This window comes from Candidatus Planktophila dulcis (genome assembly GCF_002288225.1).
Classification (GTDB): Bacteria; Actinomycetota; Actinomycetes; order Nanopelagicales; family Nanopelagicaceae; genus Planktophila; species Planktophila dulcis.
In genome coordinates this window covers 1,270,152-1,289,930 of sequence record NZ_CP016777.1, presented here as the reverse complement: position 1 = coordinate 1,289,930, position 19,779 = coordinate 1,270,152, and the positions used below count along the sequence as shown (strand labels likewise).

The window sequence follows — 19,779 nt, the reverse complement described above, 5'->3', positions numbered from 1 at the left end:
CGGTGAGCGCCACCGAAAGCCATACATTCGCCTACTTAGGCCCTGTCGGCACATTTACTGAGGCAGCTCTTAAGAAGATCACATGCGATAGCGATGTGAAGATTCCTTATGCAAATGTCACAGCCGCACTCGATGCTGTGCGCAAGGGCGAAGCACAATATGCACTGGTTCCTATCGAAAATTCTGTTGAGGGAGTTGTTGCTCGCACACTTGATGAACTCGCAAGTGGAGACCCACTGACGATTGCAAGTGAAGTCACTTTGCCTGTCACCTTTGCATTTATGACAAAGCCAGGTGTTACATCAATTAAACGCATCGGCACACATCCACACGCTGAATCCCAGTGCCGTGCATATATTGCAGCTAACTATCCGCATGCAGAGATTGTTCCCACCGCATCAACATCTGCCGCAGCTGAAGCTGTGAGCAAAGGCGATCTTGATGCAGCGATTGCATCGAGTGCAGCAGCTGAACATTTCGGGCTAGAAATCCGCCAAGACAATATTGGTGACAATGCAGGAGCCGTCACTCGATTCATCTGTGCTCAAAAGCCTGGATGGATGCCTGAGCCAACAGGAAACGATCGCACCTCAATGGCGGTCTTTATCGATATCGACCATGCAGGCGCTTTGCTTGAAATCCTCCAGGTTTTTGCAAAACATGACGTCAACCTGACATTCATCCAGTCACGTCCAACAGGTCGCGAACTAGGTCACTACCATTTCATTATTGACGTCGAAGGCCATATCAAGGATGCTCCCGTCGGTAGTTCGATTGAAGAGCTTCGCGCGATATGCGATGACATTAGATTCTTAGGTTCTTATCCACGAGAGGTGCGTTCATGATTGATATCAAGTTCCTACGTGATAACCCTGATGTCGTCCGTGCTTCTCAAAAGGGCCGTGGGGAAAACGTTGAGCTCGTAGATCAGATCATTACCATCGATGAGATCAAGCGCGCTGCCCTCTCAGAATTTGAAACTCTACGCCAAGAACAGAACGTTCTCTCAAAGAGCGTGGGCTCAGCTAAGGGTGATGAAAAGGCGGCTCTGCTTGCCAATGCAAAAGAGTTAGCTGACAAGGTCAAGGCAGCTGACACAAAGCGTTCTGAGATTGAAGACAAGGCAAAGGCTTTACTTCTTCAGCTTTCAAACTTGCTTGATACTGAGGCACCAATTGGTGGAGAAGAAGATTTCGTCACTATCGAACATGTGGGCACACCACGTGACTTTGCTAAAGATGGCTTTGAACCAAAAGATCACGTCGAATTAGGTAAGTTGCTTGGCGCTATTGATACTGAGCGCGGCGCCAAGGTTGCAGGCTCTCGTTCTTACTATCTCACTGGCGTTGGTGCACTGCTTGAATTCGCACTTGTTAACTATGCAATCCAAAGTGCACTCAAGAACGGTTTCTCACCAGTAATTCCACCAGTGCTTGTTAATCCTGCTGCAATGGAAGGCACAGGGTTTCTAGGACAAGCTGCAGAGAATGTCTATCGCATTGAAAAAGATGATGTCTATCTTGTTGGAACTTCTGAAGTTCCACTGGCTGCAATGCATATGGATGAAATCTTGCCTGCAGATAAGTTGCCACTTCGCTATGCCGGTTACTCAACATGTTTCCGCCGCGAAGCTGGAACATATGGAAAAGACACTCGTGGAATCATTCGCGTGCACCAATTTGATAAGGTCGAGATGTTTACCTTCTGTAAGCCAGAAGATGCCAAGGCAGAACATCAGCGTCTATTGCAGTGGGAGAAAGATTTCCTGAACGCGATGGAGATCCCATTCCGCGTGATTGATGTCGCATCAGGAGATCTTGGATCATCTGCAACACGTAAATTTGATATCGAAGCGTGGATTCCCACACAAGGCGCTTATCGCGAGGTAACAAGTACATCTAACTGCACCGAATTCCAGGCTCGTCGCTTGAATATTCGCTACAAGGATGCAGAGGGCACTAAGGCGATTGCTACGCTGAATGGCACTTTGGTAGCTATTCCTCGCATGATTGTTGCCATTCTTGAAAACCATCAGAATGCAGATGGCACAGTCAATGTTCCTGCAGCCCTTCAACCATTCCTTGGAATGAAGAAATTCGAGCTTGTGTGAGCGTTCACCAAGATTTCCAGCGCCGCCCAAAGTTAATCGCATCTGATCTCGACGGAACCATCGTCGCTCACTACGGCGACATTACCCAGCGCACTATTGATGCCTTTAGAAAAGCGCATGAGATGGGCGTGCACATATTCTTTGTGACAGGCCGTCCTCCACGTTGGATGCCTGAGATTAAAGAGGCATTTGGAATTGGCAATGCAATCTGTGGCAATGGTGCAATGTTGTATGACTTGCATAACGCTAAAGTCTTAGAGGAATGGCTTATTCCAGTAGATGCTCAACTGGAGGCAGTAAACCGTCTTCGCAAAGTAATCCCACAGATTTCATTTGCTGTTGAATCACATAATTACTTCCACCGTGAGAAGGCATATATTCCACGCTGGGATGTGGGCCTTGATAATGTCGGTGTTGAAAAGATTGAAGAGGTAATTACCTCTCCTGCGCTGAAAATCCTAGCCCGTTGCTCTCAGCAGGAGCTTTCATCTGATGAGATGCTTGCAATCGCACTCGTTGAACTCAAAGATGTTGTGACAGTGACGCACTCCAACCCTTCTGATTCACTTCTGGAAATTTCAGCACTCGGTGTTTCTAAAGGAATGACTCTTGCAAAGATGGCAGAACGACTTGGCCTAAATGCAGCCGATTGTGTTTCATTTGGTGATAATCCCAATGATTTCTCGATGCTTGAATGGTGTGGTCGATCATTTGCAATGGCAGATGGCCATCCTGATGGAGTCAAATATGCAAAGGGCATTGCTGGTCCTTGTGAAGAAGATGGTGTTGCAATCATCATCGAGCAATTGCTTGAACTTCCAGCGTAAATAACTAGACGATTTTTCCAAGAAGCCGATTTCGGGTAATCTCTCCCACGGAGGACTCGCATAGCGGCCGAGTGCACCGGTCTTGAAAACCGGCAAGGGAAACCTTCGTGGGTTCAAATCCCACGTCCTCCGCGCGTAATGCCAAACCCGCCCCAGATACTGTGGTGGGTTTCGCATTTCCCTCTCGCGTTGTGGCTGACTTCATAAGCTTTACGAGGGTTCCCGCCTAGCGCACTTACGCTTGTAAGCGCACACTTCTCTCATAAGTCGTAAGAATCCAGGGGAGCAGATATGTCCGGAGTTTTTTCTCCAACGCGCGCGAAGATCAAAGAGCGCACGCTACGCACCGATAAATGGTGGTTAGAGCCTGCGATTACCTTTGGAGTTCTCTTCTCATTCGTTATCTATGCAACATTTCGTGCATTCGAAGGTGCGAATTACTACAAAGACCATTTGATTTCACCTTTCTATTCCCCGTGTCTTTCAGAGGCATGTGTACCTGAAGCGACAATCTTTGGATGGACTCCAGTTAGTGCGCAAGTCTTTAACTTCGCACTCTCTCCTGCGCTTATTATTTTGATCTTCCCACTTGGTTTCCGTATGACTTGTTACTACTACCGCAAGGCTTACTACCGTGCTTTCTGGTTATCACCACCTGCATGCGCAGTTGCTGAACCACATACAAAGTACACGGGTGAAACTCGTGCACCTCTTATCTTGCAGAACGCGCACCGTTGGTTCTTCTATGCAGGTCTTGTCTTTAACGTATTCCTTACCTATGACGCAATCATTTCCTTTAAGAGCGTTGAGGGTGAGTGGGGACATATGAGCGTTGGAACTGTTGTGCTTCTTGTGAGCTCAACACTTCTCTGGTTCTACTCATTGTCTTGTCACACATGTCGCCACACAGTTGGTGGTCGCTTAAAGCACTTCTCTAAGCATCCTGTGCGTTACAAGCTTTGGACTTTGGTTTCAGCTCTTAACCATAAGCATCAGCAATTTGCTTGGTACTCACTTGCTGGAGTTGCTTTTGCAGATATCTACGTTCGCCAAGTTGCAACTGGCGCCTGGACCAATTTCTACTTCTTCTAAAGGACGATGACAGATATGACACTCGAACGACATAAGTACGACGTCCTAGTAATTGGTGCAGGTGGAGCAGGTCTTCGTGCAGCTGTTGAAGCACGCGAGGCAGGCCTGAGCGTTGCAATTATCTGCAAGTCACTTTTTGGTAAGGCCCACACTGTTATGGCAGAAGGCGGCGCTGCTGCCTCTATGGGTAACGTCAATGACAACGACAGTTGGATGGTTCACTTTCGCGACACGATGCGCGGTGGAAAATTCCTTAATCACTATCGCATGGCAGAACTTCATGCGAAAGAAGCACCAGATCGCATCTGGGAGCTTGAGACATGGGGCGCACTCTTTGATCGCACCAAAGAAGGAAAGATTTCACAACGTAACTTCGGTGGACATGAATATCCACGCCTTGCACACGTAGGAGATCGCACAGGACTTGAAATCATCCGCACGATGCAGCAGAAGATTGTTCAGTTGCAGCAGAAAGATGGTCGCGAATTTGGCGATATGGAAGCAAAGATTAAAGTCTTTGCAGAGTGCACCATCACTGAAATTCTTAAAGAGAATGGCAAGATTGCCGGCGCATACGGTTACTGGCGCGAAAGTGGCGAAGAAGTTCTCTTTGAAGCACCAGCAGTTGTTATTGCAACTGGCGGCGTAGGAAAGACTTTCAAGATTACTTCTAACTCTTGGGAAGGCACAGGCGATGGGCATGCACTTGCTCTCAAAGCTGGTGCAAACCTTGTTGATATGGAGTTCTTGCAGTTCCACCCAACAGGAATGGTCTGGCCACCATCAGTACGCGGAATTCTCGTAACAGAATCTGTTCGTGGTGAAGGTGGAATCCTTACCAACTCAGAGGGTGAACGCTTTATGTTTAAGTACATCCCAGATGTATTTAAGGATAAGTACGCAGATAACGAAGCAGAAGCAGATCGTTGGTATGAAGATCAGGACAATAACCGACGTCCGCCAGAGCTTCTTCCTCGCGATGAGGTTGCCCGTGCGATTAATACAGAGGTTAAAGCTGGTCGTGGCACAGAACACGGTGGAGTATTCCTCGATGTTTCCAAGCGAATTCCCGCAGAGATTATTAAGAAGCGTCTTCCATCTATGTGGCACCAGTTCTATGAGCTGGCTGGCGTAGATATCACCAAGGAAGCGATGGAAGTTGGCCCCACATGTCACTACGTCATGGGTGGCGTTGAGGTAGAGCCAGATACAGCAGCGGCAATTGGAGTCCCAGGACTCTATGCCGCAGGTGAAGTCGCTGGCGGTATGCATGGATCAAATCGTCTCGGTGGTAACTCACTCACAGATTTACTTGTCTTTGGTCGTCGCGCAGGTGCAGGTGCTGCGCAGTATGTGAAGAGCGCCGGTGCAAACCCTGTCTCTGATGCAACTATCAAGGCAGCAGCCATTCGCATTGAGGCTCCCTTTAGTCGTGAAGGTGGAGAGAATTCCTATTCACTTCACGCAGAACTTCAAGAAGTCACACACAACTTGGTTGGAATTATTCGCACACGTGCTGAGATCATCGATGCAATCGCAAAGATTGCCGATATCCGCGCTCGCAGTAAGGAGGTTGCAGTAGCTGGTGGACGTAAGTTCAACCCAGGATTCCACTTGGCATTCGATCTCGACAATATGTTGCTCGTTGCTGAATCAACTGCAAAGTCAGCACTGCTTCGTGAAGAATCACGTGGTGGTCACACTCGCGATGATTTCCCAGGAATGAATAGCACCTGGCGTCAGGTCAATCACATCTCATCTTTCGATGGCAACCAAGTCAATATCAAGGCGCAGGCCCTCCCAGTAATTCCGAAAGAGCTCTTTGACCTCTTTGATGTTCACGAACTCGAGAAGTACATGACACCGGCAGAAATTGCGAAAGGCGGAACCAACTAATGGCGCGCAAACTTAATCTTCGCATCTGGCGAGGAGATGCAACAGACGGTGGTCTTAAAGATGTTCAGGTAGATGTCAACGAGGGCGAAGTTGTTCTCGATGTTATTCACCGCGTTCAAGCAACACAGATGGGCGACTTAGCTGTTCGTTGGAACTGTAAGGCTGGCAAGTGTGGATCTTGTTCTATGGAGATCAACGGAAAGCCACGTCTTGCTTGCATGACTCAGGTTGCATCCTTTGATGAGAATGAAACCATTACTGTGACGCCACTTCGAGCATTCCCAATCATTAAAGATCTCGTTACAGACGTCTCATTTAACTATAAGAAGTCGATGGAGATTCCTGCATACGAACATCCAAAAGATCTAGCTCCAGGGCAAGCTCGCATGGAACAGGTTGACGTTGAGCGAAGCCAAGAGTTCCGTAAGTGCATTGAGTGCTTCCTATGTCAGGATGTATGTCACGTAGTCCGCGATCATGAAGAGAACAAGAAGTCATTTGCTGGCCCACGATTCTTTATTCGCATCGCAGAGCTTGATATGCACCCACTTGATATGTTGAAGAACCGTAAGCGCACGGCACAAGAAGAGCATGGTCTCGGAATGTGTAACATCACAAAGTGCTGTACTGAAGTGTGCCCAGAGCACATCAAGATCACCGACAACGCAATCATTCCAATGAAGGAGCGCGTTGTTGATATTAAATACGATCCAGCTCGCATGTTCTCAGGACTGTTAAAGCGAGAAAAGCGCAACTAATGTTGCTCATCCGCTGGGCAGTGCTTGCATTCTCAATGTGGATTGCAACGCTGATAGTTCCTGGCATCACCGTCGATGGTGGCCTAACTACCTATCTCTGGGTCGCTCTGCTCTTGGGTCTCATTAATAGCGTCTTCGGCTCCATCATTAAAGTCTTAACTTTTCCAGTCTCCATCGTTACCTTCGGCCTCTTCCTCTTTGTGGTTAATGCGGCGATGCTGTCGCTGACCGCGCGATGGAGTGAGAAGTTAGAAGTCACAGGATTCTGGTCCGCACTTCTTGCCTCCCTCATCATCAGCGTGATCACCACACTCTTTAAATCAACTAAGAAGTTGGTGTAACTCTTGAGGGCCGTCTGGCTTGTCTCCCTCGGAGGCATCCTCGGTTCCCTCACTCGCTGGTTTCTCTCACTCTTAATTCCTTCAAGCGGGCTCGGAACTCTAGCTGCCAACTTACTTGGAGTTACTCTGGCTATGGTTTTTATGGTTTTCATGGAGCGACGGGGCATCACTGAATTGCGTTATTTCCTCTTGCCAGGTTTCTGCGGTGGACTCTCGACATTCTCTGCCGTGACATATGAGGCTGTAGCACCTGAAGAAGCTGGCCTCACCTACTTACTCGTAAATATCGTTGCATCACTAGTGGTTGCTCACTTATCACTCAAGGCCGCACGTAGATTTGTGAAGGTGCGAGCATGAATACGCTGATGGTGATTCTTGGTGCGGCAATCGGCGCCCCTGCTCGCTTCTTAGTAGATCAATACTTTAGGAAGTTCACCGATAAACCAGTGGGAACTTTCACAGTCAATATTCTGGGATCATTCTTAATCGGTGCAACTTTTGCTACAACCGAGCGCTGGCATGATTTTCTAGCAATCGGCTTCGCTGGCTCATTCACAACATGGTCGACATTCATTATCGATCTTTACCTTGGATATGAGTTAAAGAAGTACAAAGTGGTTGCAGCAAACCTCGTGGCTTCTATCGCCTTTGGTTTACTTGCCGCTTACGCGGGCTATCAGCTAGCGTCCTAAGACGGCCTTCATCCACTTTTCAATTTCATCTGGGTGGCGTGGAATATCCTCAGAGATATTGCGGCAACCATCTGCAGTGACAACAACATCATCTTCAATGCGAATTCCGATACCGCGATATTCAGGTGCGAAGAGTTCATCATCAGGTTGGATATAGAGTCCTGGCTCAACTGTGAGAACCATGCCTTCACGTAGAGGTGCATCGAGATACTGATCCTTACGAGCTTGTGCACAGTCGTGAACATCGAGTCCTAAGTGATGGCTCACACCGTGAAGAGTCCAACGGCGATGTAGACCAACTTCTGGCTTCAGTGATTCCTCTGCTGAAACGGTAAGCACTCCCATATCTGCCAAGCCCTTTGCCAATACTGCTTGGCAGGCTTTATTAATTTCGGAGAAAAGTACTCCAGGCTTAATTGCTGCAAAGCCTGCAAGTTGTGACTCATAGACCAACATATAGAGCGCGCGCTGAGCAGGAGTGAACTTGCCATCGACGGGCAGTGTGCGGGTGATATCTGCTGTGTAGAAGGATTCCACTTCAACACCAGCATCAATAAGTACTAACTCTCCGCGACGAACATCTCCGTCATTGCGAATCCAGTGCAGCACACATGCATGTGAACCTGCACCCACGATGGTGTTATATCCCAAATCATTACCAAGAATTCGAGCACGACCATAGAAGGCAGCATCGAGAACGCGTTCACCACGAGGTGTTTCAACTGCCGCAGGCATCGCATGGATGACATCGTTGAAGCCGAGCGCTGTTGCATCAACTGCTGCCTGCATCTCACGGATTTCATATTCATCTTTGCACAGACGCTGCTCTGAGACGAAAGTTGCAAATTCTTCTTCACGATCATGCTTCTTCACCTTAGGGTCCACTGCGGGATCAACGCTGCGTAGCGTGAGAGTCTCTTTGCCATCACTCAATAAAGCTTCAAGATCATTTAATTGAAGAGTATCTATTTGATAGCGCGACTTTGCTTCATCAAGTGTGAAGCGACGCCCAACCCAGAGTTCTCCATACTTTGCATCGCGATAGAAAGCATCAGTATCGCGCGTTGAGCGAGGGTGCATGTAGAGGTAAGTAATATGTGAATCACCTGATGGTTCTAGGACAAGAACAGCATCTGCAGTTGCATCAGCTCCTTGCACACCGCTGTAATACACAAATGCACTATGTGGACGGTAGTTGTAATCAGTGTCATTGGCACGAACCTTGTATCCGCCAGCAGGGAGAACGAGACGAATTCCCTTATAGGCAGCTGATAACACTTGGCGACGTGAATATGCGTAGGTCACAACTTCGAGTGGCGCGATATCTGTTAGCTCAGATGGCGTCCAGCCGGATTTCATAAAGTTAGCGAAGAGCTCAGAAGGCACCTGGTCGTGAACGCGCTTTGGCTTATCTGTCGTAACGTCTGCATTCTCGTTATTCATATTTGAATCCTACGCTCTTTAATCTCACATTTATAGGGTGAGCAAAGACAAATAACCCTTGATAACCTTGCTAAATGCCCTCAATTTTTGAGACAGATGCAGCCTTAGACAAGCTAGCAGCCACTGCAATCACGCGAACTCAAGCGTTGATGAAAGAGTCAGATAAGTTGCGCGATCGTCGCGAGAAAGCCAACCGTAAGCGAGTTGCACGATTATTTAAAGATCCTGAGGCAATTGAAGCGACCATCACTCTGACCGATGAAGTGATGCGCATTTCATCCGTGAAATCTTCCTCACGTATTTTCCGTCGGGCTGCAAAGAAGGCAAGCATCACCGGCTTTGGTCCACTCAACGGTATTGGCCTACATGCAATTGGAGTTCTTTCACATGTAGTGCCAACACCAGTAGTCGCAGCAGTGCACCAGAGAGTGCGCGCTCTTTCAAAAGATTTAATTCTTGCATCTGAAGTTGAGAAACTTTCAAAGCACATGGGTAAGCGCAGTGATAAAGGTATTGCCCTGAACATCAACGTTTTAGGTGAAGCTGTCCTTGGTGATCATGAAGCAGAGCTTCGCTTCCAATCGATTCTGGAGATGATGCGCCGCCCAGAAGTAAATTACATTTCAGTTAAACTCTCATCCATTGTTGCTCAACTCATCATCATCGATGTCGAAGGTTCAATTACTCGAGTTTCAGAAAAGATGCGCATTCTCTATCGCGAAGCACAACAGCATGGAGTATTTGTAAACCTGGATATGGAGGAGTATCGCGATCTTCCAATGACAGTTGCAGCATTCATGCGCGTACTGGATGAAGCAGAGTTTGAATCCATGAAGGCCGGAATTGTTCTGCAGGCATATTTGCCTGAAGCACATCAATTCTTTGGCGATCTCGTGCAATGGTCGCAGAAGCGTTATGCACGCAGCGGTGGATCCATCAAGGTGCGCTTAGTAAAAGGTGCAAACCTTGCAATGGAGCGTGCTGAAGCAGAACTTCATGGATGGAGCCCTGCGCCTTATCGAACAAAGTCAGATGTTGATGCTTCTTACGTGCGCCTAATCGATGCTGCCCTTCGCCCTGAACATTCAAAGGCTGTGCGCATCGGCATTGCATCCCACAACCTATTTCACATGACATGGGCGATTGAAGTCGCAAAGTCTCGCGGTGTCCTAGATCAAATAGATATTGAAATGCTTGAAGGTATGGCAAATGCTGAAGCACTTGCTGTGACTCGTGCAGGTCAGCCCGTTCTTCTCTATGCGCCGGTGACTCGTAAAGATGATTTTGCCGCAGCTGTCGCCTATCTTGTTCGTCGCCTCGATGAGAACACATCGGATGAGAACTATTTGAAGGCTGCATTTGAAATCTCGAAGAACCCAAAGAAGTTTAAGGAACAAGAAGAGCGTTTCCTCAAGTCGATTTCAGAGCGTCACACAATTACTACTGAGTCCCTTCGCCATGTGGAGCATCTGACAAATACTTCAACAACCTTTGAGAATGAACGCAATGCTGATCCGACTGAACCTAACTTCATCAACGCCGTCTCCAAGGCAATGAAGAAGGTTCGTGCGATTAAAGATCAAGAGATTCCATTAGTAATCAATGGGAAAGAAGTATTTACCAAGGAGCAAGAAGAGGGAACTGATCCTTCCGATAATGGCAAAGTTTGGTATCACTATTCAGTTGGTTCGACTAAAGATGTTGATACAGCGATTGCCACAGCCAAAAAAGCACAAGAGAAGTGGAGTGCACTCTCAATACAGGAGCGCACAGATATTCTCTTTCAGGCAGCTGATGTGATGGCAAAGGCAACAACAGAGACAATTGCTGTGATGTCGCGCGATGCAGGAAAGACAGTAGCCGAGGCAGATCCTGAAGTTGCAGAGGCAATCGACTTCGCGCGCTTCTATGCAACTACTGCGCAGAACTTTGGTGAGTCAACTCCTCTTGGAACCATTCTTGTTATTCCACCGTGGAACTTCCCTTATGCAATTCCAATGGGCGGAGTGTGTGCTGCCCTTGCTGCAGGAAATACCGTCATTCTCAAACCTGCACCAGAGACTGTTGCCACAGCATGGGAGATCGTTAGCCATCTGTGGGCTGGCGGAGTGCCACAAGATGTTCTGCAGTTCTTGCCGATGCGCGATGATGAAAATGGAAAGTATCTCGTTACTAATTCAGGAATTGATGGCGTAATCCTTACCGGATCCTTTGATACCGCATCACTCTTTACTTCTTGGCGCCCTGAAATCAATTTGATGGCTGAGACCAGCGGAAAGAATGCAGTCCTTATCTCAGCGTGTGCTGATATCGATGCAGCAGTCAAAGATTTAGTGCAATCAGCTTTTGGGCACGCAGGACAGAAGTGCTCTGCAGCATCGATTGCAATCGTTGATACCCATATCTATAACGACCCAGCATTCGTTCGTCAGCTCAAAGATGCTGTGGAATCTCTGCATGTGGGAGCAGGATGGGATTTCTCAACAACGGTAGGCCCCATCATTCGCCCATCAGAGGCAGCACTCACCCGCGCATTCACAGAACTTGAGCATGGTGAAACATGGCTTGTTGAACCTAAGCAATTAGATGATGCAGGACTCATGTGGCGCCCAGGTGTGAAGCTTGGAGTGAAAGCAAAGTCTTGGTCACATCGCAATGAGTGGTTTGGTCCAGTACTTGCTGTGATTGAAGCGCCAGATTTTGATACAGCAATTACTTGGCAGAATGAAACAGATTTTGGGTTAACAGCTGGAATTCAATCTCTTGATGAGAAAGAGTGCGAAGAGTGGATCAATCGCATTGAGGCTGGAAACCTTTATGTGAACCGCGGAATTACTGGGGCGATTGTTAATCGCCAACCATTTGGTGGATGGAAGCGCTCTGCTGTTGGACCTAACGCTAAAGCTGGCGGACTTAACTACGTCAACACACTTCGCAACTGGCTGCAAGTGACGAATGTAGAGGCTGCAATCTTTGGTGTGAACACATGGTGGGCAAAAGTTGGTTCACAAGCAATCGATCGAAGTGGTCTAATTGTTGAGAAGAACTTCCAGCGTTATCGTCATTACTTAGCGCCAATTGTTGTTGTAGTCGATGAATCAACGACACAAGATGAAAAGTCACTGATTCATTACATCTCTGAAAAAACTGGGGCAAAGGTTATTTTCACAACTGACTTAAGGGATGTGAAAGAGAAATATGCTCGCATTCGCTGGCTTGCTTCAAGTAAGCCACCCATTTATGAGGAGATGCTCAAAGGCATTTCGGTAGATCATCGCCCTATTGCGCAACGTGGAGATATCGAAACTCCTCGATGGTTGCTCGAGCAATCAGTTGCAATCACCTATCACCGTTATGGCAATCCCAACGGTGGGCCTAAGCCAGCATGTTCAGGGCTTACCTAAGCCAATTACTAGTTAACCGTGAAAGCTATCTTCTTAGATTGAGTTGTAGACAATTTAGGTTTGAGAATTGTAAAGCGCGCAGAAAAAGTGTATTTCCCCTTTGAGAATGCAGGTGCGGTGACCTTGTCGCCGTATTCATTGACATAGCTCTTAGCTTTCCCACAGAAGATCATTTCCTTATCACCCACCCAGGCATCTTTACCTTGTCCATTCTTCCCGTTTCCAGGTTGAACATAAATTGACTGTGCCTCGTTATTTTCGGCTGAATAAAGTCCAAACATGACATAGGCATTTGGGAAGTTGTAAGAATTATCTATTGTGTACTTGATGTAGACCTCTTCACATCCATTGGGATTGAGAGTGACAGAGTTAGCAAGTGAATATGTAACAACAGTTTTCTTATTCACAACGATCTTATCTGTCACAGTTGCAGCGTGAGAAGGCGCTACTCCGGATGCGATGAGAATGGCACTTAAGGTCAGAATTCTTAGCTTCATACCAGAAGCCTAAGTTGGTGAAAAAAACATGTCAAAAGATAAAGAGCGTCTTAAGTGAATATAAAGTGAACACTTGAGATATTACATTTTCATTTCCTACACTATATTTTCAGGGTGAAGTTAATTTCCACCCTACTGACCATATGGATTCTGACATTTGCAACCAGTAGTCCTGCCATTGCTCACACCGATGGTGCAAGTGCGATTCATGAGATTTCAAAGGTTGATGCCCCCACTGCCACACTTGAAATTACCAAAGATCCAACGGGTGGGTTTAATGTTCGCGTTCTCACAGCAGGCTTTACATGGCGTCCCGAGATGGCTTCGATGCGTCATGTCAATGGTGAAGGGCATGCTCATGTGTACTTAGATGGACGAAAGATAATGCGTATTTACAATCAATGGTTTCACCTGAATACCTTCCAATTCGCTGATAAATCTGGTGAGCAGTTGGTGAGCATTGAATTAGTTGGGAATGATCATGCGCCCTACACAATTGAAGGATTGCCAGTTGGTGGAGAACAGCTGATTGATGTACCCGGTGATGAGATTCGCCCCCAAGACCCAACGTCCTGGAAGCCACTTTCCATCGCAGCCTTACTAGTTTCATCTCTACTCTTTAGCCTCGTTGCCCTGAGAATCTTCACGCGGAAGCGGTCTCAGGCCTGAAGTGATTACCCATTCCTTCACGCGCTAGACTTGCCTCACCACTTGGAGACGTCGCATAGCCCGGTCGAGTGCGCCTCACTGCTAACGAGGTAAGGTGTAAAAGCCTTCAGGAGTTCAAATCTCCTCGTCTCCGCCAGTATTTCTTTAGCAAAGGATTCGTGTGCCTCAATACAAAGTAGCAATCGTCGGTGCAGGACCTGCCGGCTACTTTGCAGCCCTTGCTCTGCAGAATCTTCAAACAGAAGAACTCCAATTCGCAATTGACATGATTGAGCGTCTTCCAACCCCTTGGGGCTTGGTTCGTAGCGGTGTTGCACCTGATCACCCAAAGATTAAGACAGTTGCCAAGGTATTTGAAAAAGTTGCTAATGAACCAAACTTCAGATTATTTGCAAACGTTGAGCTTGGTAGCGATCTCACCATCGAACAGCTTAAAGAGAAGTACGACGCTGTTGTAATTGCAACAGGTACAGCACTCGGCAAGAAACTCGGAATTCCTGGCGAAGATCTTCCGGGATCAATGTCTGCAGCGACTTTCGTGCCTTGGTATAACTCGCACCCTGATTTCAAAGATGAATCAATTGATTTGAGTACCAATACGGCAGTCGTTATTGGCGCTGGAAATGTAGCGATGGATGTTGCTCGCATGTTGGCACTTGAGCCAAGTGAGCTAGATCCAACTGATACGGCAGATCATGCAATTGATACTTTTAAAGAGAGCAAAGTGCGCACAGTAATCATCAGCGCCCGTCGTGGCCCTGAGCATGCAGCCTTTACCTCACCTGAACTTCGCGACCTTCCTAAGCTAGAACACACCAACGTAGTCATGGATAAGGCAGATATAGAAGCGGCCATTGCTCGCGCAGGAGATGCACCTGAGAAAGATGTGAAGAGCAATCTCGATGCAATGCTTTTGATTTCGGAAAAAGATGCCACCAACCACGAACGCACGATGAAGTTCCAGTTTTTGGCAACACCTAAGGAGATCAAGGGCAACGCTCGTGTTGAAGAAGTTGTCTTCCAGAAGACCGGAAGTGATGAAACCTTCAGTATTAAGTGTGGCTTAGTAATTACCGCCATTGGTTATGAGGCAGCATCTCTTGAAGGAATTCCTTACGAAAAGGGCAAGGTTGTTAATACCGATGGCCGAGTAAGTGAAAATGTCTATGTCGTTGGATGGGCAAAACGCGGACCTTCAGGGGTTATCGGCACCAATAAATCGGATGCAGCTGATGTGATGCAGTTGCTCCTTGAAGATCTTGGAACACCTAAAACTTCAGGTGATATCACCGATGTAATTACACATAACAGGGTTGTAACTCAGCAGCACTGGCAGGCAATCAACACTGCTGAAGTTGCTGCAGGTGAATCGGTTGGAAAGCCACGTCGCAAGTTTGTGGACCGCCAGGATCTGCTAAGCAGAGCGGGCTTGTAGGGAGTTTTCACCAGTAATTAACCTGCTCTTCACTTTCTATTCCAATTAAAAAATAAGGAGAAGAGTTAACTCCTCTCATGAAATCCTCAATTATGCTCAAATCAGCTTTTTCATTCTTTCTATCAACCGCGGTCATCGCGGCAACTGGGCTCGTTATAGCCCCAAGTGCACAGGCATCAACATATGCACTACCTAATGCGCCAACAAGTGTTACTTCATATCTTGGCTCTGGTGGAGTTGTTGTTCGATGGACACCAGGTGTGGATGTGGAACCAAAGATTTCTGGTTATGTAGTTTCAGCTGGTGCTGGCTCATGTCCAATCTTTGTCCCAGCGAAGGCTAATAACGTTGTGACAATGCCCGTTGTGATCGGTCAACCTGCAGGTACTCCTGTTGTTCAGGCAGTGAATGAGTATGGTTTTTCACAACCAAAAGCATCAACTAAGTCCTACACAGCAGCACAACTTGCAACTGTTGCCTCTCCTACGAACAAAGCAGTGCAGGTCCTACAGCTCAGTGATCTCCATGGAGCGATTGAGGTCGGCACATCATTCGGAGCAGCGCTATTGGCTAGCAACTGGGAAGCGGACCGCAAAGCAAACGTAGCAACCATTGCTCTCTCATCCGGTGACAACATTGGTGCCGCGCCACCTATCTCAACTGAATTTGAAGAAATTCCAACCATTGAAACTCTTAACTCAATCAAACTCGATGTTTCAATTCCAGGAAATCACGAGCATGACCGAAAGCTAGATCACCTCAATAAAATGATCGGTCTCTCAAATTTCCAGTGGGTTGTCTCAAACTATGACGCAGACTCACTTGCAGTTCTTAAATCAGGAACCAAGCAGATGAAGAACTTCTCGATAATCGAACGTGGTGGCGTGAAAGTCGGCGTTGTCGGCTCCAATACCCCAGAGACTATTGAACAGGTATTCCCAGGTAACTTGGATTACGTAAGTGCATCTGGTGCCAAGCAGACCATCACAATTAACCCAGGTGTTGCTGGGGTAAATAAGGCGATTACAGAGGCTAAGGCTGCTGGCGCTGAGATTGTTATTGCACTCCTTCACCAGGGTTGGCTACAGAACTCTGATGGAACTGCAAAGGGTCAACTCAATGAGTTAGCTGCACAGATCAAGGGAGCAACTGCAATCTACGGTGGCCATAGCCACCAGACTTTTGCAACACTGACTCCAGGAACAATTCGAACCAATCCAGTTGTCCTCGGCCAGACTCGCAATGCAGGCGTTGAGTACACACGTACCCAGATCTGTATCAAGCGCGGAAAAGTAGTTGGTCAATCAATCCAGCATGTATTGAAGGCTGCTGCACCAACTATCAACACAGGTGTCTTAAGCACAGTAACAACTCAAGATGCTGCAGCTGCTGCGATGGTGAAGACCTATAAGGACCAACTCACCGCCAAGCTAGATGTGAAGATCGGAACAGTTTCAGGTGTCTTCCCACGTGGTGGAACACCGGCAGTAGAACGCTCTGGAGAAACTCCAATGGGTAATTACATTGCAGATCTCATGCGCGCTAAATACAAGACAGATTTCGCAGTTCAAAATGGTGGTGGAATACGCGATACCTTCCCTGCAAAGACATACATTCCTGCAAATACTTCACTTGTGCGCACCGGGACAGGGGCGCTTGATGTGACGTTAGGAGATGCATTCACAGTCTTCCCATTTGGAAATCAGATTGCTACATCAGTAGTAACTGGTGAAAACCTGTGGAAGGCACTTGAAAATGGAGTCGGAGGAAACTACCCAGGTGATGGACGTTTCCCACAGATTTCAGGATTCAAGTTCAGCTTTGACTCAACAAAGCCGGCTGGTAGCCGAATTGTTGAAGTAACAAAGCTAGATGGAACTGCAATTCCTAAGGATGCAAAGCAATACACAATCACAACACTCGACTTCGTTATCTACGGTGGAGATGGCTATGTGAATGTGTTCTCACCAGCTCAAGCAAAGGTTCAGGGAGCACTCCTTGATCTCTTTGTAGATGCTCTTAAGGCAGATCTAGCCGCTGGAAAGGTAACCCAAGTTCCAGCAGCAGATGGTCGTATTAAGAAAGTCGCGTAAATTCTCGATTAGAGGGTAATCGGGATTAGAGGCGCCTAGGAAACTAGGCGCCTCTTACCTTTTGTAACAAACTAATCTGCGATAGAAAAAGAGATGCAGGACTTTAAAGCGGCTTGATAATTCCTAGTTGTTCACGGAAACCGAGTGAATCCCAGGCATCAAATCCATCAAGCACAACGCCATCTTTAATGGTGTCGATGGAAACACCATCAACGGCAATCTTTGCACCCGATGCCGCCTTACCTAAATACTCAGCACCGGTGTGTGTTCCAGTCAGATGCCAACGAGTTACAACGCGATCGCCTTCAGCGATGATTTCTCGAACATCAAAGTGAAGATCAGGAAATGCTGCATGCCACTTCTTCCACTGTTCGCGAAAAGATTCACGCCCCACACCAAACTTTGGGTCATTACCTGCTGCATCAAGTGCGATAAAGCGATCGATAGCTGATTCATCTTTCTGATTCCAGATTTGTTCAAAGAAATCAGCAGCTGCTTGGCGATTAGATTCGAGTGAACTCATGAGGCAACCACCTTAATTTCAGTACCCGTGTATTCGAGAATATGTGTCTTCTTTCCAACCGCGATCTCACCGACTGCATGCAGACCAAGGGTCTTTGCAGGCAGAGTGGATGCTGCAAATACGCAATCAACAATGTTGTTATTTACTTTGAGGAAGTTGATAAACGCCTGATCCATGGTGAGCGTACTTCCTGCCAAAGAATGATTTGAAGTCAATCGTGCTACTCCATCAATGACCACTACATCCAGGGATCCAATCGAGTAACTACCGTCAGCACCACCTGCCGCCGACATCGAATCTGTAATCAAAATAGTGCGTTGATCACCGGATGCGAGAACTTCTTTGAGGATTTCATTAGAGACGTGAACTCCATCAATAATCATTTCAAGTGGAATTCGCTTCTCGGCAAGTGATGCTTCAGCGATAGTTGTTGCACCCGCTGATGGCTTAGGCATCCCATTGCTGAAGTGGGTAACGAGCTTAGCCCCTGCTGCAAAGGCAGCGTTAGTAGTTGCTGCATCTGCTTGTGAATGGCCAAGGGCCACAGTAATTCCACGGGAAGTTAAGTATTCAACTGCTTCAATGCCGCTATCGAGTTCTGGAGCAAGAGTGATCATCGTGATTGCACCTTGCCCTGCATCAAGCAGAGCGGATAGTTCATCGATATCAGGTGAGCGCAACAGGGATGGCTCGTGTGCTCCGCAGCGTGCATGAGATAGGTAAGGACCTTCTAAGTGAATGCCTTCAAAGACACCAGCGTTAACCATCGGAACTAATCGCAGAATCTGTTCTTCAAGAACACCAATGGGTTCTGTGACAAGGGATGCAATATGAGTTGTTGTGCCATGGGAAAGGTGGGTATTGCGCGCTGCTGCAACATTTTCAGGTGAGAGATCTGAGAAGTAGAAGCCAGCGCCACCATGTGAGTGGATATCAACGAAGCCCGGAATCAAAGTGCCAGAGTGGCTTGAATCAGGAGTTTCTGCGCAGTTCAGAGTGATTGCAGTGATGACTCCATCGGCACCCTTAATGCAGACCTTCTCTTGCAGCTTTCCATCAACAACGGCAGATGATCCGTGGATATGCATTACTTGCCTGCCTTCACACGATCAAATGCCAACATCGCACAACCAATAGTTCCGGCCTTTGCGCCGTAATGTGCAATTTCAAGTCGGGGTTTGCGCTGGAAGGTCAGAGATGAATCTAAGTAATCTCTAATAGGCTTAAGGAATGTCTCTCCTGCATTAGATAGTCCGCCACCAAAGACAATTACTTCTGGTGCAAGAATGGTGATGAGTAATTCACATGCACGCGCCATGGCAGCCGTTGCATCGTTCCAAACATTTATTGCAACAGCATCGCCTGCAACAACAAGTTTGTAAATTTCCTCAGTGGTAGTTCCGCTCTTTCCGGATTGCGCTTCATAGGCTTTACTGATTGCGAGAGTCGATGCTGCAGGTTCTAAACATCCACTCTTGCCACAGACGCATGGATATTTGCCATTGACATTCACATGGCCGATCTCGCCTGCAAATCCTTCTGCAGATCGAATCTCGCCATCGATGATCAGCGCTGCAGCAATACCGGTTCCAACGGGAATAAAGATTGCATTGCGAGCACCTTTTGCTGCGCCACTGCGCATCTCAGCAACAGCTGCTGTGCGCACATCATGGCCGAATGCAACTGGAATCTTGATGGCATCTTCTAAGAGATTACGAATAGGAAGGTTCTTCCACTGCAGATTGCCTGACCAACGAGATGTTCCTGCTGGCTCATCGAGTGCGCCTGGTACTGCTAATCCGACAGCATCAACAGGATGTTGTGTGGAAAATTGTGCGACGATGGCAGCGATTGCTTTCACGGTTTCGACGCCGGTTGTATCGGCCTTTGGAGTAGGCGCAGTGGTAGTTGCGATAACGTTGAAATCAGAGTCGACCAGAGCGCTCTTGATCTCGGTTCCGCCTACATCTACTGCGACTACATAGCTCACAGAGATGAG

General features: G+C 47.5%; 18 protein-coding genes and 2 tRNA genes. 15 read left to right on the top strand and 5 right to left on the bottom strand.

Annotation, left to right across the window (positions count from 1 at the left end; all coding sequences use genetic code 11):
• Nucleotides 1–2 precede the first annotated feature (2 nt).
• From pheA to A1sIIA65_RS06640, 10 genes are all read left to right on the top strand, one after another.
• Nucleotides 3–845 carry a prephenate dehydratase gene (gene pheA, locus A1sIIA65_RS06685; protein WP_095676754.1) on the top strand — a complete coding sequence of 281 codons (843 nt, stop codon included), beginning with the start codon at nucleotides 3–5 and terminating at the stop codon, nucleotides 843–845.
• Nucleotides 842–2,110, top strand: coding sequence for a serine--tRNA ligase (gene serS, locus A1sIIA65_RS06680; protein WP_095676753.1), 1,269 nt, complete (start codon nucleotides 842–844; stop codon nucleotides 2,108–2,110). The genes pheA and serS overlap by 4 nt, the downstream gene beginning before the upstream one ends.
• Entirely contained in the window at nucleotides 2,107–2,937 is an 831-nt protein-coding gene (locus A1sIIA65_RS06675; protein WP_095676752.1) for an HAD family hydrolase, read from the top strand. The genes serS and A1sIIA65_RS06675 overlap by 4 nt, the downstream gene beginning before the upstream one ends.
• A 49-nt stretch (nucleotides 2,938–2,986) precedes the next feature.
• Nucleotides 2,987–3,069: transfer RNA gene (locus A1sIIA65_RS06670), tRNA-Ser, on the top strand.
• A 159-nt stretch (nucleotides 3,070–3,228) separates the two neighbouring features.
• Nucleotides 3,229–4,029, top strand: coding sequence for a hypothetical protein (locus A1sIIA65_RS06665; protein WP_095676751.1), 801 nt, complete (start codon nucleotides 3,229–3,231; stop codon nucleotides 4,027–4,029).
• A 15-nt stretch (nucleotides 4,030–4,044) separates the two neighbouring features.
• Nucleotides 4,045–5,925: a fumarate reductase/succinate dehydrogenase flavoprotein subunit gene (locus A1sIIA65_RS06660; RefSeq protein ID WP_095676881.1), complete on the top strand. Its 1,881-nt coding sequence runs from the start codon at nucleotides 4,045–4,047 to the stop codon at nucleotides 5,923–5,925.
• Nucleotides 5,925–6,683 carry a succinate dehydrogenase/fumarate reductase iron-sulfur subunit gene (locus A1sIIA65_RS06655; protein WP_095676750.1) on the top strand — a complete coding sequence of 253 codons (759 nt, stop codon included), beginning with the start codon at nucleotides 5,925–5,927 and terminating at the stop codon, nucleotides 6,681–6,683. Before A1sIIA65_RS06660 ends, A1sIIA65_RS06655 begins: the two co-directional genes overlap by 1 nt.
• Nucleotides 6,683–7,024 carry a phage holin family protein gene (locus A1sIIA65_RS06650; RefSeq protein ID WP_095676749.1) on the top strand — a complete coding sequence of 114 codons (342 nt, stop codon included), beginning with the start codon at nucleotides 6,683–6,685 and terminating at the stop codon, nucleotides 7,022–7,024. The genes A1sIIA65_RS06655 and A1sIIA65_RS06650 overlap by 1 nt, the downstream gene beginning before the upstream one ends.
• A gap of 3 nt (nucleotides 7,025–7,027) precedes the next feature.
• The gene (locus tag A1sIIA65_RS06645; RefSeq protein ID WP_095676748.1) at nucleotides 7,028–7,381 is read left to right on the top strand and encodes a fluoride efflux transporter FluC; all 354 of its coding nucleotides are present in this window, start codon (nucleotides 7,028–7,030) and stop codon (nucleotides 7,379–7,381) included.
• Nucleotides 7,378–7,716 (top strand): fluoride efflux transporter FluC, encoded by a 339-nt coding sequence (locus A1sIIA65_RS06640; protein ID WP_095676747.1) that lies wholly within the window; start codon nucleotides 7,378–7,380, stop codon nucleotides 7,714–7,716. The genes A1sIIA65_RS06645 and A1sIIA65_RS06640 overlap by 4 nt, the downstream gene beginning before the upstream one ends.
• Here A1sIIA65_RS06640 and A1sIIA65_RS06635 read toward each other — a convergent pair.
• On the bottom strand, nucleotides 7,705–9,159 hold the full coding sequence (locus A1sIIA65_RS06635; protein ID WP_095676746.1) for an aminopeptidase P family protein: 1,455 nt from the start codon (nucleotides 9,157–9,159) through the stop codon (nucleotides 7,705–7,707). The two genes, A1sIIA65_RS06640 and A1sIIA65_RS06635, sit on opposite strands and share 12 nt — an antisense overlap.
• Before the next feature lie 74 nt (nucleotides 9,160–9,233).
• Between A1sIIA65_RS06635 and A1sIIA65_RS06630 the strand changes: the two genes are divergently transcribed.
• Nucleotides 9,234–12,563, top strand: a complete 3,330-nt coding sequence (locus A1sIIA65_RS06630) for a bifunctional proline dehydrogenase/L-glutamate gamma-semialdehyde dehydrogenase (RefSeq protein WP_095676745.1) — start codon at nucleotides 9,234–9,236, stop codon at nucleotides 12,561–12,563.
• Nucleotides 12,564–12,571: 8 nt separating this feature from the next.
• On the opposite strand, the gene A1sIIA65_RS06625 is transcribed toward A1sIIA65_RS06630, so the two are convergent.
• Nucleotides 12,572–13,060 carry a hypothetical protein gene (locus A1sIIA65_RS06625; RefSeq protein WP_095676744.1) on the bottom strand — a complete coding sequence of 163 codons (489 nt, stop codon included), beginning with the start codon at nucleotides 13,058–13,060 and terminating at the stop codon, nucleotides 12,572–12,574.
• A gap of 114 nt (nucleotides 13,061–13,174) precedes the next feature.
• On the opposite strand from A1sIIA65_RS06625, the gene A1sIIA65_RS06620 reads away from it, so the two are divergent.
• The 4 genes from A1sIIA65_RS06620 to A1sIIA65_RS06605 all read left to right on the top strand — a co-directional run bounded on the left by A1sIIA65_RS06620 (nucleotide 13,175) and on the right by A1sIIA65_RS06605 (nucleotide 17,257).
• Nucleotides 13,175–13,729 carry a hypothetical protein gene (locus A1sIIA65_RS06620; RefSeq protein ID WP_190277115.1) on the top strand — a complete coding sequence of 185 codons (555 nt, stop codon included), beginning with the start codon at nucleotides 13,175–13,177 and terminating at the stop codon, nucleotides 13,727–13,729.
• A 44-nt stretch (nucleotides 13,730–13,773) separates the two neighbouring features.
• Nucleotides 13,774–13,865 (top strand) — tRNA-Ser (locus A1sIIA65_RS06615).
• 24 nt (nucleotides 13,866–13,889) lie between these two features.
• Nucleotides 13,890–15,164: an FAD-dependent oxidoreductase gene (locus A1sIIA65_RS06610; RefSeq protein WP_095676743.1), complete on the top strand. Its 1,275-nt coding sequence runs from the start codon at nucleotides 13,890–13,892 to the stop codon at nucleotides 15,162–15,164.
• Between the two features lie 77 nt (nucleotides 15,165–15,241).
• Nucleotides 15,242–17,257: a bifunctional metallophosphatase/5'-nucleotidase gene (locus A1sIIA65_RS06605; protein WP_095676742.1), complete on the top strand. Its 2,016-nt coding sequence runs from the start codon at nucleotides 15,242–15,244 to the stop codon at nucleotides 17,255–17,257.
• Between the two features lie 103 nt (nucleotides 17,258–17,360).
• On the opposite strand, the gene A1sIIA65_RS06600 is transcribed toward A1sIIA65_RS06605, so the two are convergent.
• The 3 genes from A1sIIA65_RS06600 to A1sIIA65_RS06590 are packed head-to-tail and all read right to left on the bottom strand — an operon-like array spanning nucleotide 17,361 to nucleotide 19,770.
• The gene (locus A1sIIA65_RS06600; RefSeq protein WP_095676741.1) at nucleotides 17,361–17,780 is read right to left on the bottom strand and encodes an ester cyclase; all 420 of its coding nucleotides are present in this window, start codon (nucleotides 17,778–17,780) and stop codon (nucleotides 17,361–17,363) included.
• Nucleotides 17,777–18,868: an N-acetylglucosamine-6-phosphate deacetylase gene (locus A1sIIA65_RS06595; protein ID WP_095676740.1), complete on the bottom strand. Its 1,092-nt coding sequence runs from the start codon at nucleotides 18,866–18,868 to the stop codon at nucleotides 17,777–17,779. The genes A1sIIA65_RS06600 and A1sIIA65_RS06595 overlap by 4 nt, the downstream gene beginning before the upstream one ends.
• Nucleotides 18,868–19,770, bottom strand: a complete 903-nt coding sequence (locus tag A1sIIA65_RS06590) for an ROK family protein (RefSeq protein WP_190277114.1) — start codon at nucleotides 19,768–19,770, stop codon at nucleotides 18,868–18,870. Before A1sIIA65_RS06590 ends, A1sIIA65_RS06595 begins: the two co-directional genes overlap by 1 nt.
• Between the last annotated feature and the right edge of the window lie 9 nt (nucleotides 19,771–19,779).

Bases quoted from the DNA above. Each gene is read 5' to 3' on its own strand.
- serS (WP_095676753.1), top strand. From the start codon at position 842: ATGATTGATATCAAGTTCCTACGTGATAACCCTGATGTCGTCCGTGCT.
- A1sIIA65_RS06665 (WP_095676751.1), top strand. From the start codon at position 3,229: ATGTCCGGAGTTTTTTCTCCAACGCGCGCGAAGATCAAAGAGCGCACG.
- A1sIIA65_RS06660 (WP_095676881.1), top strand. From the start codon at position 4,045: ATGACACTCGAACGACATAAGTACGACGTCCTAGTAATTGGTGCAGGT.
- A1sIIA65_RS06655 (WP_095676750.1), top strand. From the start codon at position 5,925: ATGGCGCGCAAACTTAATCTTCGCATCTGGCGAGGAGATGCAACAGAC.
- A1sIIA65_RS06650 (WP_095676749.1), top strand. From the start codon at position 6,683: ATGTTGCTCATCCGCTGGGCAGTGCTTGCATTCTCAATGTGGATTGCA.
- A1sIIA65_RS06640 (WP_095676747.1), top strand. From the start codon at position 7,378: ATGAATACGCTGATGGTGATTCTTGGTGCGGCAATCGGCGCCCCTGCT.
- A1sIIA65_RS06635 (WP_095676746.1), bottom strand. From the start codon at position 9,159: ATGAATAACGAGAATGCAGACGTTACGACAGATAAGCCAAAGCGCGTT.
- A1sIIA65_RS06630 (WP_095676745.1), top strand. From the start codon at position 9,234: ATGCCCTCAATTTTTGAGACAGATGCAGCCTTAGACAAGCTAGCAGCC.
- A1sIIA65_RS06625 (WP_095676744.1), bottom strand. From the start codon at position 13,060: ATGAAGCTAAGAATTCTGACCTTAAGTGCCATTCTCATCGCATCCGGA.
- A1sIIA65_RS06605 (WP_095676742.1), top strand. From the start codon at position 15,242: ATGAAATCCTCAATTATGCTCAAATCAGCTTTTTCATTCTTTCTATCA.
- A1sIIA65_RS06600 (WP_095676741.1), bottom strand. From the start codon at position 17,780: ATGAGTTCACTCGAATCTAATCGCCAAGCAGCTGCTGATTTCTTTGAA.
- A1sIIA65_RS06595 (WP_095676740.1), bottom strand. From the start codon at position 18,868: ATGCATATCCACGGATCATCTGCCGTTGTTGATGGAAAGCTGCAAGAG.